General features: G+C 61.5%; 11 protein-coding genes, 1 tRNA gene, 2 pseudogenes and 1 CRISPR repeat array. Of the genes and pseudogenes, 9 read left to right on the top strand and 5 right to left on the bottom strand.

What is annotated here, in order from left to right; genetic code table 11:
• Positions 1-203: 203 nt before the first annotated feature.
• The 5 genes from dxs to NWI01_RS04555 all read right to left on the bottom strand — a co-directional run bounded on the left by dxs (position 204) and on the right by NWI01_RS04555 (position 6,883).
• Positions 204-2,132 (bottom strand): 1-deoxy-D-xylulose-5-phosphate synthase, encoded by a 1,929-nt coding sequence (gene dxs / locus NWI01_RS04575; RefSeq protein WP_141382756.1) that lies wholly within the window; start codon positions 2,130-2,132, stop codon positions 204-206.
• Between the two features lie 468 nt (positions 2,133-2,600).
• On the bottom strand, positions 2,601-2,852 hold the full coding sequence (locus tag NWI01_RS04570) for an exodeoxyribonuclease VII small subunit (protein WP_141382755.1): 252 nt from the start codon (positions 2,850-2,852) through the stop codon (positions 2,601-2,603).
• 130 nt (positions 2,853-2,982) lie between these two features.
• Positions 2,983-3,912: a histone deacetylase family protein gene (locus NWI01_RS04565; RefSeq protein ID WP_141382754.1), complete on the bottom strand. Its 930-nt coding sequence runs from the start codon at positions 3,910-3,912 to the stop codon at positions 2,983-2,985.
• Between the two features lie 81 nt (positions 3,913-3,993).
• On the bottom strand, positions 3,994-4,761 hold the full coding sequence (locus tag NWI01_RS04560; RefSeq protein WP_141382753.1) for a crotonase/enoyl-CoA hydratase family protein: 768 nt from the start codon (positions 4,759-4,761) through the stop codon (positions 3,994-3,996).
• Between the two features lie 343 nt (positions 4,762-5,104).
• Positions 5,105-6,883: an acyl-CoA dehydrogenase gene (locus tag NWI01_RS04555; RefSeq protein WP_141382752.1), complete on the bottom strand. Its 1,779-nt coding sequence runs from the start codon at positions 6,881-6,883 to the stop codon at positions 5,105-5,107.
• A gap of 293 nt (positions 6,884-7,176) precedes the next feature.
• On the opposite strand from NWI01_RS04555, the gene NWI01_RS04550 reads away from it, so the two are divergent.
• From NWI01_RS04550 to NWI01_RS04510, 9 genes and pseudogenes are all read left to right on the top strand, one after another.
• A tRNA-Gln gene (locus NWI01_RS04550) sits at positions 7,177-7,251 on the top strand.
• A 418-nt stretch (positions 7,252-7,669) separates the two neighbouring features.
• Complete coding sequence (gene cas3, locus NWI01_RS04545) at positions 7,670-9,934, top strand: CRISPR-associated helicase Cas3' (protein WP_307723455.1); 2,265 nt, start codon at positions 7,670-7,672, stop codon at positions 9,932-9,934.
• Between the two features lie 193 nt (positions 9,935-10,127).
• On the top strand, positions 10,128-10,793 hold the full coding sequence (cas5c, locus tag NWI01_RS04540) for a type I-C CRISPR-associated protein Cas5c (protein WP_141382750.1): 666 nt from the start codon (positions 10,128-10,130) through the stop codon (positions 10,791-10,793).
• Positions 10,790-12,547 carry a type I-C CRISPR-associated protein Cas8c/Csd1 gene (cas8c, locus tag NWI01_RS04535; protein WP_141382749.1) on the top strand — a complete coding sequence of 586 codons (1,758 nt, stop codon included), beginning with the start codon at positions 10,790-10,792 and terminating at the stop codon, positions 12,545-12,547. Before cas5c ends, cas8c begins: the two co-directional genes overlap by 4 nt.
• On the top strand, positions 12,547-13,497 hold the full coding sequence (gene cas7c / locus NWI01_RS04530) for a type I-C CRISPR-associated protein Cas7/Csd2 (RefSeq protein ID WP_141382748.1): 951 nt from the start codon (positions 12,547-12,549) through the stop codon (positions 13,495-13,497). Before cas8c ends, cas7c begins: the two co-directional genes overlap by 1 nt.
• Positions 13,498-13,512: 15 nt before the next feature.
• Positions 13,513-14,163 carry a CRISPR-associated protein Cas4 gene (gene cas4, locus NWI01_RS04525; protein ID WP_141382747.1) on the top strand — a complete coding sequence of 217 codons (651 nt, stop codon included), beginning with the start codon at positions 13,513-13,515 and terminating at the stop codon, positions 14,161-14,163.
• Positions 14,160-15,193, top strand: a pseudogene (gene cas1c, locus NWI01_RS04520) (type I-C CRISPR-associated endonuclease Cas1c). Before cas4 ends, cas1c begins: the two are co-directional and overlap by 4 nt.
• 57 nt (positions 15,194-15,250) lie before the next feature.
• A complete protein-coding gene (gene cas2 / locus NWI01_RS04515) occupies positions 15,251-15,541 on the top strand; it encodes a CRISPR-associated endonuclease Cas2 (RefSeq protein WP_141382746.1) in 291 nt (96 codons plus the stop codon).
• 187 nt (positions 15,542-15,728) lie between these two features.
• Positions 15,729-16,024: direct repeats of the CRISPR family, unit length 32 nt; unit sequence GTCGCGTCCTTCACGGGCGCGTGGATCGAAAC.
• Positions 16,025-16,040: 16 nt separating this feature from the next.
• A pseudogene (locus NWI01_RS04510) lies at positions 16,041-16,163 on the top strand (IS5/IS1182 family transposase); the annotation flags it as partial.
• Between the last annotated feature and the right edge of the window lie 165 nt (positions 16,164-16,328).

Here is a 16,328-nt window from a genome sequence, read left to right as displayed (position 1 = left end):
CTTCGCTCAAAAACGCTATAAGGCCGGCTGGAAACCGCTCCGACGCGCGCCGATGATGTAGCCTGCCTTTATCGCGAAAAGCGCTTGCGACGAAGAAATTCGGGTATTCACCGGCCGTGCCGGATAGCCTGGCTCGGTGCAAAAACTGGCAGGAGCCGGTTTTGTCGCGCGCCCGCAATGACGGCGAGCGCATCAGGTGATGCTCAGGCCAGCTTGACGGTCTCGGTGTTGACGTCCTTGCCGAGCGCCTCGAAGACCTTGGCGACGATGCCGCTGGCGTCCAGCCCGGCGCGGCCGTACATCGCGGCCGGGTTGTCGTGGTCGAGAAATTCATCCGGCAGGATCATCGAGCGGACGCGCACCAGACCGCTGTCCAGCATGCTGTTATCCGTCAGCGTCTGCAACACATGCGAGCCGAAGCCGCCGATCGAGCCTTCCTCGATCGTGATCAGAACATCGTGGTCGCGGGCGAGCTTCAAAACCAGATCGACGTCCAGCGGCTTCATGAAGCGGGCGTCGGCGATGGTGGTGGACAGGCCATGCGCGGCAAGCTCGTCGGCCGCCTTTTCGCATTCGGCGAGGCGGGTGCCGAAGGATAGCAGCGCGATCTTGCTGCCCTGACGGACGATGCGGCCCTTGCCGATCGGAAGCGGAACGCCGACTTCGGGCATTTCCACGCCGCGGCCTTCGCCGCGGGGATAGCGCACCGCGCTGGGGCGGTCGTTGATGGCGACCTGCGTCGCCACCATGTGCACCAGTTCGGCTTCATCGGCTGCCGCCATGATGACCATGTTCGGCAGGCAGCCGAGAAAAGCGTTGTCGAACGAGCCGGCATGTGTCGCGCCGTCGGCGCCGACGAGGCCGGCGCGGTCGATGGCGAAGCGCACCGGGAGCGACTGGATCGCCACGTCGTGCACCACCTGATCGTAACCACGTTGCAGGAATGTCGAATAGATCGCGCAGAACGGCTTGTAGCCCTCGGTGGCGAGGCCGGCGGCGAAGGTCACCGCATGCTGCTCGGCGATGCCGACATCGAAGGTGCGTTCCGGGAACGCGTTGTTGAAGATGTCGACGCCGGTGCCGGACGGCATCGCCGCGGTGATGGCGACGATCTTGTCGTCCTTCTCCGCTTCCTTGACGAGGCTTGCGCCGAACACGTTCTGATAGGAGGGCGCGTTGGGCTTGGATTTGGACTGCGCGCCGGTCGAGATATCGAACTTGACCACCGCGTGATATTTGTCGGCGGCGGCCTCGGCGGGCGGATAGCCCTTGCCCTTCTGGGTCACGACGTGAACCAGGATCGGGCCGTTCTCCATGTCGCGGACGTTCTTCAGCACCGGCAGCAGGTGGTCGAGGTTGTGGCCGTCGATGGGGCCGACATAATAGAAGCCGAGTTCCTCGAACAGCGTGCCGCTGTTGGTCATGAAGCCGCGTGAATATTCCTCGACGCGCTCGGCGCGGTCAGCGATCATTTTCGGCAGGTGCTTGCCGAGTTGCTTGGCGGCTTCGCGCAGCGAGCGGTAGGTCTTGCCTGAATAGAGCCGTGACAGATAGGCGGACATCGCGCCGACTGGCGGCGCGATCGACATGTCGTTGTCGTTGAGAATGACGATCAGCCGCGAGTTCATGGCGCCGGCATTGTTCATCGCCTCATACGCCATGCCCGCGGACATCGCGCCGTCGCCGATCACGGCGATGACGTTGTTGTCGCCGCCGGAGAGATCGCGCGCCACCGCCATGCCGAGGCTGGCCGAGATCGAGGTCGAGGAATGCGCGGCGCCGAACGGGTCGTAGTCGCTTTCGGTGCGCTTGGTGAATCCGGACAGGCCGCCGCCGGTGCGCAGCGTGCGGATGCGGTCGCGCCGGCCGGTCAGGATCTTGTGCGGATAGGCCTGATGGCCGACGTCCCAGATCAGCCGGTCGCGCGGGGTATCGAAGATGTAGTGGATCGCCGTGGTCAGTTCGACCACACCGAGACCGGCGCCGAAATGCCCCCCCGTCACCGACACCGCGTCGATGGTCTCAAGGCGCAACTCGTCCGCCACCTGCCGGACCTGCTCCACCTTGAGCTTGCGCAGGTCGGCGGGCGTGCGGATAGTGTCAAGGAGAGGGGTGCTACTGAAATCGGTCACTGCGACATTTCCAATTTTGCATATCCGGAAGCGGCGAACGCACGCTGGTATTTTAACGCAGCAGACGTTCAAGAGCCGTGAAAGCTCCCGAACCGAGAAGCTTGAATCCGAAGTTTAACGGAGGCTCCGGCGGAGAATTGTGATATAGGTCACTCTTTATCGGATCTTCGTCCAATCATTTTTGCAAGCTGCTTGAAGCGCTTACTCCGCTTGTGCGCCGACCTGCCGGGCCGGTTGGCATCATTCCGGAAGCATTTACACCAAACCCGCCGCCAAAGCCAACGGGCAGCCTCCTGTTGAGTAGGGGAGACTCTGCGGCGGGTTCAAGGGTTCCTGGAAAGCGGCGTGGAATATCAATGGGGCCCGGGTGGGCTGTAGGGCATGGCCTTCAGCTTTCCGAGCCGTCCCGGAACGACCAAAAAGATAATCTATTCAAAGGGCTTTTAGTCAATTGACCGGCGCGCGGTCTCACTGAACGTCGAGCGGCTCGGTGCCTGTAACCTGGCCGGACGCGTCGGTGGTGATTTTCTCCACCCTGGCTTCCGCCCGGCGCAGCAGTTCCTCGCAGCGCCGTTTCAGCGCCTCTCCGCGCTCATAGATCGTGACCGATTCCTCGAGCGCGACCTTGCCGTCCTCCAGGCGCTTGACGATCGATTCGAGTTCCTCGATCGCGAGTTCGAAGGACAGCGTCTTTACGTCGGCGGGAGCATTTTCGGCCATCTGGTTTTCCGGCTCGGCTGTTCGGGCGGATATCTGCTTGGGCGGATTATGAGGTTTCGCTGGACTTCGCGGCACAGGGATTATCAGGACACACGGACTATCGCGGCACACGGACTATCATGACACAGTGTCACGCGCCCATCAGAGCGGCGACATGAGCGGCCACCGACTCCCCCAAAGCCTTCAAATCATAACCGCCCTCGAGCACCGAGACAATTCGGCCGCCGGCTGTCGCGTCAGCGATATCCATCACCTTGCGGGTCACCCATTCGAAGTCGCTCGCGGCGAGATTGAGAGTAGCCAGCGGATCGCGGCTATGCGCATCGAACCCCGCGGAGATGACGATCAGTTCGGGCGCGAATTTCCTGAGCCGGGGAAGGATGAGGTTCTCGAACGCGGCGCGAAACCTGGCCCCGCCGTCGCCGGACGCCAGCGGCGCATTGACGATGGTGTCGTGATCGCCGCGTTCGCTGCTGGCCCCGCTGCCGGGAAACAACGGCATCTGGTGCGTCGAGCAGTACATGACCGATCTGTCGGCCCAGAAAATATCCTGCGTGCCGTTGCCATGATGCACATCGAAGTCGACTACCGCCACGCGGTCGATCCCGTGCTTGCGCTGGGCGTGCCGCGCCGCGATCGCGGCCTGATCGAAAAGGCAGAAGCCCATCGCCCTGCCGGTCTCGGCATGATGTCCGGGTGGACGCGTGGCGACGAATGCGTTGCTTGCATGGCCGGCGATGACGGCTTCGGTCGCCGCAATCGCGCCGCCTACGCCGCGCATCGCGGCTTCCCAGGTCCCCGGCGACATCGATGTGTCGCTATCGAGATAAACCAGACCATTCTCCGGCGACAGATGCCGGAGTTCCGCGATATAATGCTCGTTGTGGCAGAGGGCGACAGAATCCAGCGATCCCTGGGGGGCTTCGCCGCGCGCCAGATCCCTGAAGTGGTCCGCGGTCAGCACCTCATCGATGGCGCGGATCCGATCCGGCCGCTCCGGATGACCGGGCGGCGTCAGATGATCGAAACTGGCGGCATGCGTGAGAACCAGCGTGGTCATGCGGTGTCCTGGCCGCCGTGCGGGCATCGCGCGGCAGCGAAAGTCAATGTACCGGGTTGCGCCCGGTTCCGAAAGTCCGCGTTATCGCTTCTTGCGCGCAAAGAACGCCTCGAATGCGGCGATCGCTTCTTCCGAGCGCAACCGCTCTCTGAACAGGCGGCTTTCGAGGTCGATCCGACGCGTCAGTTCCTCCGGCGACGGTTTCAGGAGCTTGCGGGACAGCGCGACGGCCTCCGCCGGCAGTGCGCAGATTTCCCGCGCAACCTTTTCGGCCTCGGCCTCGACCTCGCCCGGCGCGACCACGGCATTGACGAACCCCGCCTCGCGCGCCTCATCTGCGCCGAGCGTGCGCCCCATCACCAGCATGGCGAAGGCGCGCTGATATCCGATCGATCGTGGCGCGAGCAGGCTCGATGCGCCTTCCGGCACCAGACCGAGGTGAATGAAAGGGGTGGAGAACGTCGCCGAGTTGGCGGCGAGCACGAAGTCGCAGTGGAACAGCATGGTGGTGCCGATGCCGATGGCGATGCCTTCCACCGCTGCGATCAGCGGCTTGGCGTTCCGCGCCAGTGAGTAGAGGAATTTCACGGCGTCGGAAGCTGCAGGCGCGCCGTCCCCGTCGCCGGACGTGCCGTCCTTGAGGAAATCGTCGAGGTCGTTGCCTGCCGTGAACATGCCGGAGCCACCGGTGATGACGATGCAGCGGATCACCGGGTCGTTCTGCGCGCTGTCGATGGCGTCGCTCATCGCGCGATACATGTCGCGGGTGATCGCGTTCTTCTTCTCGGGACGCCGCATGGTGATGACGCGGGTGGCGTTGTTGTCGCTGACTTGGAGATGGCCTGTCATCCTGTGCTCCGAGGCTGCCGGCGGAACGGCATCCGGCATGGCGGCTCACGGTAGGCGAAGTCCTGAATCCGAGCCACCCTGGAATCGGGCCTGATAGAGTCCTTCACCACTTCATGGAAGCGTCGAAGGACGCTATCTTTATGTTTTAACGCGTTTTCTTCACGCGAGCCGGTCATCCATCCTTAGGGCTCAAGCCCGAGAACATGCTTCGCTCGAAAACGCTATAGAGCATGATCCGATTCAACTTGATCGGATCATGCTCTAGCAGTTTGTTGTCTGGTCGCATTTTCTTGCGGCAACAGGTCATCCACTTCGCCGGAAAATGCTCCAGCGTCGCCGGAACTCAGGCCAGCAGAACCGCGTCCGCGCCGTTCACGGCGTCAGCGCCGTCGATCACCGTGCGTTCCAGCGCCGGAGCCTGCACGGCGATGGTCTCGGCGAAGAAGCGCGCCAGCGTAACATAACGGCGAGGGTCGCCGAATTCCGCGCTGGACTGGTACGCCGCGAGCGCTTCCGCCGCGAGCTTGCAGCCGCCGAGCGTCGACCCGAACAGCCTCAGATAAGGCGTGGCGCCTGCCAGCGCATCGTTCGGCGACGACGACAGCCGCTCCAGCAGCCATTTGCCCGCGCGCTCGAGCGACCCAAGCGCATCGCGCAGTCTCTCGCCAGTCGTGCCGAACGCGGGATCGTTCGAGGCTTCCACGCGCTTGACAGTGTCCGAGAGTTCGGCGAGCAGCGCCGACACTGCCGCGCCGTCATCCGCCGCGAGCTTTCGCGTCACCAGATCGATCGCCTGGATGCCGTTGGTGCCCTCGTAGATCGAGGTGATGCGGGCGTCGCGGTAGTGCTGCGCCGCGCCTGTCTCCTCGATGAAGCCCATGCCGCCGTGGACCTGAATGCCTAACGATGCGACCTCGTTGCCGATGTCCGTCGAAAAGGCCTTTGCGATCGGCGTCAGCAGCGCGCCGCGCGCGGCGGCGGCCGTGCGCACGTCAGGATCGGCCGCGCGCGCCGCCACATCCAGTGAAACGGCGGTGGCGTAGCAGATGGCGCGGGCCGCGGCGGTGAGCGCGCGCATCTGCATCAGCATGCGCTTGACGTCGGGATGGGCGATGATGGGGCTCATGCCATCCGACGCGCCGACGGCGCGGCCCTGCCTGCGCTCCCGCGCATAAGCGAGCGCCTGCTGGCAGGCGCGTTCGGCGATGCCGACGCCCTCGAGGCCGACACAGAGCCGGGCCTGATTCATCATCGTGAACATGCACCGCATGCCACGATTTTCCTCGCCGATCAGATGGCCGATCGCGCCGCCGTTATCGCCCATGGTCATGGTGCAGGTCGGCGAGCCGTGGATGCCGAGCTTGTGCTCGATGCCGCTGGCGTGGATGTCGTTGCGTGCGCCAAGCGAGCCGTCCGCGCCGACGAGGAATTTTGGAATCAGGAACAGGGAAATTCCCCTGGTGCCGTCAGGCGCATCGGGCAGTCGCGCAAGCACGAAATGCACGATGTTGTCGGTCATGTCGTGGTCGCCATAGGTGATGAAGATCTTGGTGCCGAAGATCCGATAGCTGCCGTCGGATGCGCGCTCGGCCCGGCTGCGCAGCGTGCCGACATCCGAGCCCGCCTGCGGCTCGGTCAGTTGCATCGTGCCGGTCCATTCGCCGGACACCAGCTTTCCGAGATAGATGGTCTTCAGCGTGTCGCTGCCATGCGCGGCGAGGGCTTCGATCGCGCTGAGCGTCAGCAGCGGGCACAGGCCGAAGGCGGTGTTCGCCGCGCTCCAGATTTCGGTGCAGGCGGCGTTGATGGCAAGCGGCAGCCCCTGTCCGCCGAAATCCTCCGGCCCCGAGACCGCGTTCCATCCCGCCGCCGTCCAGCGTCTGTAGGCATCGGCCCATCCCGGCGCTGTCGTCACGCGGCCGTCTTGCAGCCGCGCGCCGTGCCGGTCGCCGGCGCGGTTGAGCGGCGCCAGCACTTCGCTCGCGAAACGGCCGGCTTCCTCCAGCACCGCAGCGGTGATTTCGGTATCGAAATCTCCATAATAGCTGGCCTCGACCGCGGCCCGGAGCCCGGCACCGTCGAGGGCGAGCAGCATGTCGCTGATCGGTGCGCGATAGGTCATGATGGTGCCTCGCGAGCAAGGGCCTGACAGGAGGACGGGTCTCCTGTCAAAATGTTAGTCATAACCAGTTTTTCCACGAAACCGCGCGGCTCTCAACCTTCTCAGGCAGGCGGGATGCGGTCCGTCTGAAGGACGCGCTCGGGTTTGGGCGGCCATTCCCATAACGGGAAGGCGGATTGAACTGGGTCAAACCGCTGTCAGGCGTCTCCGGCCGGTTGAAAAGGTAAGGCACTATCTGTAGATCGTCGGGACTCGAGAGTTCGCGAGACCATGGTTCGCGCATTTCGGGCCGTTGGGGCGTAGCCAAGCGGTAAGGCAGGGGATTTTGATTCCCCCATTCGGAGGTTCGATCCCTCCCGCCCCAGCCATGCAGTGGGGAATTTGGAGAATTTTCTTCTTTTGTGCCAAAAAACCCCGATAATTAGGGGTTTTTGTGAGTAGCGCGCCCCACAGAGACCGGTGTTCGAAACCGCCATATTCCCGAAAGCAGTTTAAAGTCTCTATGGATTCATTGAAGAATTCCCGTTTTACAGAGACTCGGCTTGGAGATCGTAGAATAAAACTACCGCGTGGCCCTGGTGGCAGTGCGCTAGGGTTTTACGAGCGGGGTGGCCGCCTCATGGACCTTGATCGCTCCAAAACGAAAGAACTACGGAGTCGCATAGAACGAAGAGCATTGCGTGATGTCTAGGAAGTTGAGAGCGATCGGAAGCAGTAGCGTTCGAACACGAGACCGCACAGGGCTCAAAAAACGTTGCCTATGTCATCTCTTTTTGCCGACTAAAGTTGGGAGAAGTTTTGTACTACGCTCACTCAACGAAAAACACCGATGGCTCGGACTGGCAAAGGCTGGCCGATCATCTGCAGCAGGTTACGCGACTTGCGGCCGCGCGCGGCGATAAATTCGGTGCGGGTAGAGCGGCGGCGCTTGCCGGTTGGCTGCACGATCTTGGCAAATACGCGGCGGCTTTTCAGAACTATATCAGCCATCGTGGGCCCGGCGGCGTCGATCACTCGACCGCCGGTGCGAAAGAAGTTATCGCGCTCGGCCTGAAAGAGGGCGACGGCCTGATGGCCGAATTGATTGCCTATGCCATCGCCGGCCATCACGCCGGGCTGCCCGATAAATCCGGCGATGCCAGCACGCTGGCCGATCGTTTCGAGAAGCCGCTCGAGCCGCTCGACGCGCGCTGGCGCCGCGAGGTCGATTTCGACGCGACGGAGCTGATGCCCAAGGACTTCACGTGGCGGCGCGATGGCCGGCACGCCTTCCAGGCCGCTTTGCTCGGTCGGATGATTTTTTCCTGTCTCGTCGACGCTGACTTTCTGGAGACCGAGGCGTTTTATGCCTCGGTCGATGGGAACGAGATCGATCGCGAGTGGCCTAAGCTGCCGGATCAGATGGATCGGCTGATCGCCGCCTTTGATGCCTATATGGCGGACAAGCAGCGTAGCGCAGCCCTGACGCCACTCAACCAATTGCGCGGTGAAATTCTGACCCATGTGCGCGCCAGGGCGGCGCTGCCGCGTGGTGTCTTCACGTTGAACGTGCCGACCGGCGGCGGCAAGACACTTGCCTCGCTGGGTTTCGCCCTCGATCACGCCAAACGCTGGGGTATGGAGCGGATCATCTATTCCATTCCGTTTACGTCGATCATCGAGCAGACCGCGTCGATTTTTCGCGAGGTCCTCGGCAATAACGTGATTCTTGAGCATCACGCCTCGATCGAGCAGACATCGTCAAAGGACGATGAGTTTCGCGACGGCATCTCCGATGCCAGACTGCGCCTTGCGATGGAAAACTGGCCGGCGCCGGTGGTTGTCACCACCAATGTGCAATTGCTCGAGAGTCTGTTCGCCAGCCGAACCTCACGGTGCCGCAAGCTGCACAATCTCGCCAACGCCGTCATTATCCTCGATGAAGCGCAGACCATCCCGCTTCATGTCCTGAAGCCTTGCGTCGCCGTACTCGATGAACTGGCGCTCAATTATGGCTGCACTATCGTGCTATGCACGGCGACGCAACCGGCGCTGATCGCGCCGTCATTCGATGGTGGTTTTCAGATCGTCGACCCTGACGAGCGTGAATTGGCGCCCGATCCGCCACGATTGCACCGCGAACTGAAACGCACCACGGAACGTCTCGCCGGTACCATGACCGATGACGATCTGGTCCATGAGATGGCTGCTGTCGAGCAGGGTCTGGTCATCGTCAACAGCCGGCAACACGCGTTGATGCTCTATCAGGCCTGCGAGGCGGCCGGTCTCGCCGGGCTCATTCATCTGACGACGCGGCAGACCGCGGCGGACCGGCGAGTCATCCTCGCTGATGCGCGCCAGCGTTTGACCCACGGCCAACTTTGCCGCGTCGTCGCAACGTCGCTGGTTGAGGCCGGCGTCGATATCGATTTTCCACGTGTGTGGCGTGCGCAAGCCGGGCTCGATCAGATGATGCAAGCGGCGGGGCGCTGCAATCGAGAAGGTCGTCGGCTCGTCAGGGACAGCATCGTCACCATCTTCGAGCCGGCGGAGGCCAAGCCGCCGCCGGAGATCGCCGGATTGATCGACGATACCTCGCGGATTTTGCGCGAGCACCGTAGCGATCTGTTTTCTCCGCGGGCGATCGAGGCCTATTTCCGTGAGGTCTATTGGCGCAAGGACAAGGGTTTGGACAAGCGCGCCGTCATGCAACGTTTTTTGATCGGAGTTGGAGACAAGACCGACTTTGCCTATCGTAGTGTTGCGGAAGAATTTCGTCTGATTGAAAGCGGCATGGCGCCGGTGATCATCGCGGTCGATGACCAGGCGAAAGCGACGCTGGTGGCACTCAAAGGCGGAATGCCGCCGGGTATGGCCGCGCGCGAATTACAGAACTTTGTCGTGCAGGTGCGGCCGCGCGATCGTCGGTTATTACTTGGCAATGGCCATGTCAGATTTGTCGAAGGCTTCGGCGATCAGTTCGCGGTGCTGATGACCGAGAGCCTTTATTCGCGGGAAACCGGCCTGTTGTGGGAAAGGGGTGATGAACTGGGGTTCGGCGGAATCATATAGTTCGATAAACTTAGTCTGCATCTGTACGCAGACTGTGACGCAGTTGCGGGGCGAGTCGCTCCCCCGATTTGAGGTTGGAGCAAATCTCGACGGTCGGATCGCATTTCTGCCAAATTAGTTCTTGATTCGTTCCAATCTAAGTGAAACTCTCGGATACGGATGAGAAGGACCCAAAAACAATCTGGGGTTGGGGATGGCTTACGGAATTCGTCTGCGCGTAGCGGGGCAATGGGCGCTGTTTACGCGTCCGGAGATGAAATCGGAGCGCGTCAGCTACGATGTGATGACGCCATCCGCCGCCCGCGGAATTCTTGAGGCGATTCATTGGAAGCCGGCGATCCAATGGATCGTTGACGAGATTCATGTCCTCGAGCCGATCCGTTTCCAATCGATCCGGCGCAACGAGGTTGGTGCCAAAATCCCGTCGCGGGCGGTCGCCGCCGCGATGCGGACCGGGAATATCGGCACTCTGGGACTTGCCATCGAGGATAGCCGGCAGCAGCGCGCGTCCACCGTGCTGGTCGACGTTGCCTACGTGATCTGCGCGCGATTTGCGCTGACCGCGAAGGCTGGCGCCGACGACAACGAAGGAAAGCATCTTGAGATTTTCCGTCGGCGCGCCCTCAAAGGCCAGTGCTTCCATCAGCCGTGTCTGGGCACGCGCGAATTTCCCGCGCAGTTCGAATTGATCGAGGCAGATGCTGCGGCGCACCCTGCTATCGGCGAAACACGCGATCTCGGCTTCATGCTTTACGACATCGATCATGCGGGGGATCGTGGCTCAATGTTTTTTCGCGCCACGCTGGATAAAGGCGTGATGAAAGTGCCCCCGCCGGGTTCGCCGGAGATCCGGCGATGAGCGCGCTTGCCTCGCTGGTCCGTGCCTATGACCGCATGACCGCGCGCGGTGAACTTCCGGCCTATGGCTACAGCCGGCAGAAGATCAGTTTTCTGATTTCATTGAATCCGGACGGCACGCTCGCGCACGATCCGATCGACTTGCGTCAGAACGAGGGCAAGAAGAAAGCGGCGCGCCTGATGGCAGTGCCACAACCGGTGAAGCGCACGTCGGGTATCGCATCCAATTTCTTGTGGGACAAGACCGCTTACGTGCTGGGAGTCACGGCGGCCGAGGGAAAGAGCGCCGCGCGCGAGCACGAAGATTTCGTGAGCAGCCATCGTGATCGGCTTGCGTCTTCGGACGATGAGGGGTTGCAGGCGCTTTGGCGTTTTCTCGAAAGCTGGATGCCCGAACGGTTCGTAGAACTCGGCTGGCCGGAGGAGATGAAAGACCAGAATATCGTCTTCGCGCTTGAAAGCGAACGGCTCGATGAAGTGAGGATTCATGACCGCCCGGCCGCGCGCGATCTGTGGGCGGTCCTGTCGGCAGCAGGTCAGAAGGACGAGGCGGTTTGCCTCATCACCGGTAGCCGCGCGGCAGTGGCGCGGCTGCACCCGTCGATCAAGGGCGTTTGGGGTGCGCAAACGGCCGGCGCCTCGATTGTCTCGTTCCAGCAGGAATCATTCACGTCCTACGGTCATGTGCAGGGCGCTAACGCGCCGGTGTCGGAGGCGGCTGCCTTTGCCTACACCTCGGCACTGAACCGCTTTCTCGAACGCGATAGTGGCCATCGGATTCAGGTCGGAGACGCTTCGACCGTATTCTGGGCCGATGCCTCCGACGCCACCGCTGCGGCAGATGCGGAAAGTTTCTTTCGCGGCCTCGTCGATGAGAAGCAGGCGGATGCGGTTGAGGAAAAGAAGGTGGAGGGTATTCTCGCCAGGCTGCGCGAAGGTCGGCCTATCGCGGAGTTCAAGCCGGTGGCGCCGGGCGTCCGTTTCTTTGTGCTCGGGCTGGCGCCCAACGCGGCGCGTCTGTCCGTGCGCTTCTATATCGAGGAGGATTTCGGCGTCATCGCCGAGCGCTACCTCCGGCATCTGGAGCGGATGCGGATCGATCCGCCACCCCGGGAGCAGACGCCCTCGATCTGGCGGATGCTGATCGAGACCGCGGTGTTGCGTAAATCAGAAAACGTCCAGCCCAATCTCGCCGGCGAGTGGCTTCGTGCCGTCCTGACCGATACGCCCTATCCCCTCACGCTATTGTCGACGCTGATCATGCGCCTGCGCGCCGACTACGATGTCAACGCCTTGCGCGTCGCCATGCTCAAGTCGGTTCTCATCAAGAATTTTGGAATGGAAAAGGAGGCGCCGGTGTCGCTCGATCTGACTAGCAAGGAGTCCGGCTATTTGCTCGGGCGGTTGTTCGCCGTGTACGAACAGATTCAAGTTTTTGCGCTCGGCCGCAGCGTCAACGCCACAATCAAGGACAAGTTCTACGGTTCGGCTGCGGCTCAGCCGCGCAAGGTCTTCCGGATGCTGGATGCGGGATCGGCCAACCACCTGTCCAAAATCGGCAAGCAAAGACCCGGTCTCAAGGTCAACCTCGAAAAGACCGTTGGTGCGATCATGGAACTGATGTCGCCGGGCCACGATCCGTTTCCCGCGAGCCTGCCGGACAAGAGTCAGGCTCTGTTCGGACTGGGGTATTACCACCAGCGTAACGAGTTCTTTCGCAAATTCGACAAAGCCACTCCTGGGGAGGACTCCTGATGACCGCACTCGCTAACCGCTACGATCTCGTGTTTCTGTTCGACGTCACCAATGGCAATCCGAACGGCGACCCCGACGCCGGCAATTTGCCACGCATGGATCCCGAGACCAACAAGGGGTTGGTCAGCGATGTCTCGCTGAAGCGCAAGATCCGCAACTACACCGAATTAACGAAGGGCGGGCAGCCGGGTTACCGCATCTACGTGCAGGAAGGTTCGATCCTCAACGAGCAGCATCGAGAGGCCTACAAGGCGGTTCGCGGTGACAGCGACAAAACGAAGGCCGGCAAGCTCAACCCTCAGAGCGTCGAGGAATCGAGAGAGCTTACAAAATTCATGTGCGATAATTTCTTTGATGTCCGTACCTTTGGCGCGGTGATGAGCACCGGCATCAATGCCGGCCAGGTACGCGGGCCGGTGCAGGTCACCTTCGCAAGTTCGATCGAGCCGATCATGCCGCTCGAGATCTCCATCACCCGCATGGCGGCCACCAGCGAAAAGGAAAAGGCCGCCCGCGAGAAGGGCGATGAGGGCGACGAGCGCACCGAGAACCGCACCATGGGCCGCAAGCATATCGTGCCCTACGGGCTTTACCGTGCCCATATGTTTGTCAACGCCAAGCTTGCGGAGCGAACCGGATTTGGTGAGGCTGACCTTGCCCATTTGTTCGAGAGCCTGGGAACGATGTTTGAGCATGATCGCTCAGCGGCGCGCGGTGAAATGTCGTCGCGGCGCGGCATCGCATTCAAGCATGCTTCGGCGCTCGGCAATGCGCATGCACAGGCATTGTTCGATCGGGTGCAGGTGCGGCGCAAGATTGGTGATGAACTCCTTGAGCCGGGCAGCGATCGTCTCAGCAACTACGCTCCCGCGCGGCGTTTTGCGGACTACGACGTGGACGTGAACCGCGACAGCCTGCCGGAAGGGATCGAGATCGTCGAGTTGTTCTGACGGCGTGGGGGAGAGATGCAGGAACTCGACGATCCGATCCCGCTCTCTGCGCTTCAGCATGCGGTTTATTGCTTGCGTCAGGCTGCACTCATTCATATCGAGCGGCTGTGGGCGGAAAACCGCTTCACGGCCGAAGGGCGTGTGCTGCACGAGGTGCCGCACGAGCCGGCGAATCGAAAGCGCGGACAAGTCCGCCGTGTTATGGCGTTGCCGTTGGTCTGTCGTCGGCTCAATCTGGTCGGCGTTGCCGATCTCGTTGAGTTTCATGCTGGCCCGAACGCTGAAACTGCTTATCCGGTCGAGTACAAGCGCGGCAAAGCCAAGTCGCATCGTGCCGATGAGGTGCAACTTTGCGCGCAAGGTCTTTGCCTGGAAGAGATGACCGGAAAACCGGTGCCCGAGGGCGCGCTCTTCTATGCTACAACCAAGCGGCGGGTCGTTGTGTTGTTCGATACTGAGTTGCGACGTCTCACAGAAGAAGCCGCATCGCAGTTTGGCGCGTTATTCGTCACTGGTTGTACGCCGCCAGCAGTTTATCGTGCGGATCGCTGCCGCGCCTGTTCGCTGCTCGAATTGTGCCGGCCGAAAGCGAGCGCGAAATCCGCGCTGGGCTTTCGCGCTCGCGAAATCGATGCTGCTCTTGGGCGCGACGAAGTCGCGTCATGAAGAAACTTCTCAACACCGTCTATGTCACTAGCGAAGGTGCCTCGCTGCGAAAGGACGGCGAGAATCTGGTGGCGGAACTCGATGGCATCGAGCGCGCCCGCGTGCCTTTCCACATGATGAGTTCGTTGGTGGTGTTCGGCGGCATTTTCGTGTCGCCGCCGCTGATGCAGGCGCTTGCTGTGCTCGGAGTGACGATCGTCCTGCTCGATCGCGCCGGCCGCTTTCAGGCGCGCATCGAAGGGCCGGTCAGTGGCAACGTGCTATTGCGCCGCGCGCAGTATCGCGCCTCCGATCAGCCGGATGAGATCGTGCGAAGTATCGTCTCGGCCAAGGTCGCTAATCAGCGCGCCGTGCTGCAGCGGGCGCTGCGTGATTACAGCGGGGAGATGGCCACGGATCAGCGCGCAAGAATCTGCGGCGTTGTGGATCGGCTCGCCCGCATTCTGCGGTGGGTTGCGTTTACCAACGAAGGGGTCGATGTTTTGCGCGGTGCCGAGGGTGAGGCTGCGCAGGGCTATTTCTCCGTTTTCGGCGATCTAGTGCGCTCGCCAGATCCCGAGATATGCTTTAGCGGCTGCAGCCGCCGTCCGCCGCTCGATCCAGTAAACGCCCTGCTGTCCTTTCTTTACACACTGCTGACTAATGATTGTCGCAGCGCTGCGGAAGGCGTCGGGCTCGATCCTGCCGTTGGCTTTTTGCATCGTGACCGTCCAGGTCGCCCCAGTCTAGCGCTCGATCTGATGAAGAATTGCGTCCCATTCTGGCAGATCGGCTGGCGCTTTCACTTATCAACCGCCGCCAGTTGCGGAGCCGTGATTTTGAAACCCGTGATGGCGGCGCGGTATTGCTCTCCGACGCGGGGCGTCGCACGGTGTTGACCGCATGGCAGGAGCGCAAGAAGGAGGAGCGTCGCCATCCGTTCCTTGATGAGGCCGCTCCGCTCGGACTCGTCCCCCATTTGCAGGCGCAGCTTCTGGCGCGACATTTACGAGGCGATCTCGATGCTTATCCGCCTTGGTTTTGGAAATGAGGGGCGATCTGAAGATGGTAGTTTCAATTGCTCTAGCCATCGCTGGCGAGGGGCGTCATGCTTGTGCTTGTGACTTATGATGTTCGCACGGCTGAGCCTGGTGGCGCAGCGCGCTTGCGGCGCGTTGCCAAGACTTGCCGCGATTATGGGCAGCGTGTGCAGTTCTCTGTGTTCGAGATCGAGGTCGATCCGGCGCAATGGGTCAGACTGCGCGCGAAGCTCGAAAGCTTGATTAAGCCAGAGCACGACAGCCTTCGCTATTACTACCTTGGTGCGAACTGGCAACGGCGTGTCGAGCATGTCGGCGCGAAGCCTGCGGCCGATCTTGGTGGCGCGTTGATTGTTTGACTTCAAGCCCGCGCGAACCCTAAGCATGCGACATTTTATGGGCCGGTTCGCGCTCTAGCGAAGTCATTCAAATCGTTCAATTATCCGGTAAAGACTGACCACCAGCGCTCATCTATACTCGGCTAAATCGTCGATTCGCGCCAGGGAACAAGATTTCTCCGGGGAGAGAATGCATTATGGTCAGGCAGTCGCGTCCTTCACGGGCGCGTGGATCGAAACATTGGCGACGGCTTTCTCTCGCTTGAGACGTAGGGTCGCGTCCTTCACGGGCGCGTGGATCGAAACGTCTATACGGCGGTCGCCTCTCAAGGGGCCGCATGTCGCGTCCTTCACGGGCGCGTGGATCGAAACTCGTCGACCAATTGGAAGCAACACTCGCGCGTTAGTCGCGTCCTTCACGGGCGCGTGGATCGAAACCTCCATGTCCTCATGAAGGTTCGGGAGGCGGATGGTCGTGCCCTTCACGGGCGCGTAGATCAAAAATGAGCTCCGGAAGGCACTGATCCTTCGGGATGATCAGTGGCAGCGGATATCGCAGCACATCATCGGCGACGAGTGTACGCGCGGCTCGTCGGGCCGCGACAACCGCATGTTTATCGAAGCGGTGCTTTGGATCGTGCGGCGGTCCGCGTGTCGTGCGTTCCAAGTCTAGTAGGTCGAAACAGCTGCTACAACCTCCGAGGGCGTGATCGCAGACGACGATGAAACAGCCGATACCGCTCTTCTTGGAGGCTGTAGGAACAACATTATTGCATGGGTGAGGCTAGCGGACCTGTCCACTAGGTCA

The sequence above is a fragment of the Nitrobacter winogradskyi genome (assembly GCF_006539545.1).
GTDB lineage: Bacteria > Pseudomonadota > Alphaproteobacteria > Rhizobiales > Xanthobacteraceae > Nitrobacter > Nitrobacter winogradskyi_A.
This window is presented reverse-complemented; position numbering and strand designations above follow the sequence as displayed.

What these genes read in the sequence shown, in the direction of transcription:
- NWI01_RS04570 (WP_141382755.1), bottom strand. Translation starts at nt 2,852, where the DNA reads ATGGCCGAAAATGCTCCCGCCGACGTAAAGACGCTGTCCTTCGAACTC.
- NWI01_RS04555 (WP_141382752.1), bottom strand. Translation starts at nt 6,883, where the DNA reads ATGACCTATCGCGCACCGATCAGCGACATGCTGCTCGCCCTCGACGGT.
- cas5c (WP_141382750.1), top strand. Translation starts at nt 10,128, where the DNA reads ATGGCTTACGGAATTCGTCTGCGCGTAGCGGGGCAATGGGCGCTGTTT.
- cas8c (WP_141382749.1), top strand. Translation starts at nt 10,790, where the DNA reads ATGAGCGCGCTTGCCTCGCTGGTCCGTGCCTATGACCGCATGACCGCG.
- cas4 (WP_141382747.1), top strand. Translation starts at nt 13,513, where the DNA reads ATGCAGGAACTCGACGATCCGATCCCGCTCTCTGCGCTTCAGCATGCG.
- cas7c (WP_141382748.1), top strand. Translation starts at nt 12,547, where the DNA reads ATGACCGCACTCGCTAACCGCTACGATCTCGTGTTTCTGTTCGACGTC.
- NWI01_RS04565 (WP_141382754.1), bottom strand. Translation starts at nt 3,912, where the DNA reads ATGACCACGCTGGTTCTCACGCATGCCGCCAGTTTCGATCATCTGACG.
- NWI01_RS04560 (WP_141382753.1), bottom strand. Translation starts at nt 4,761, where the DNA reads ATGACAGGCCATCTCCAAGTCAGCGACAACAACGCCACCCGCGTCATC.
- cas2 (WP_141382746.1), top strand. Translation starts at nt 15,251, where the DNA reads ATGCTTGTGCTTGTGACTTATGATGTTCGCACGGCTGAGCCTGGTGGC.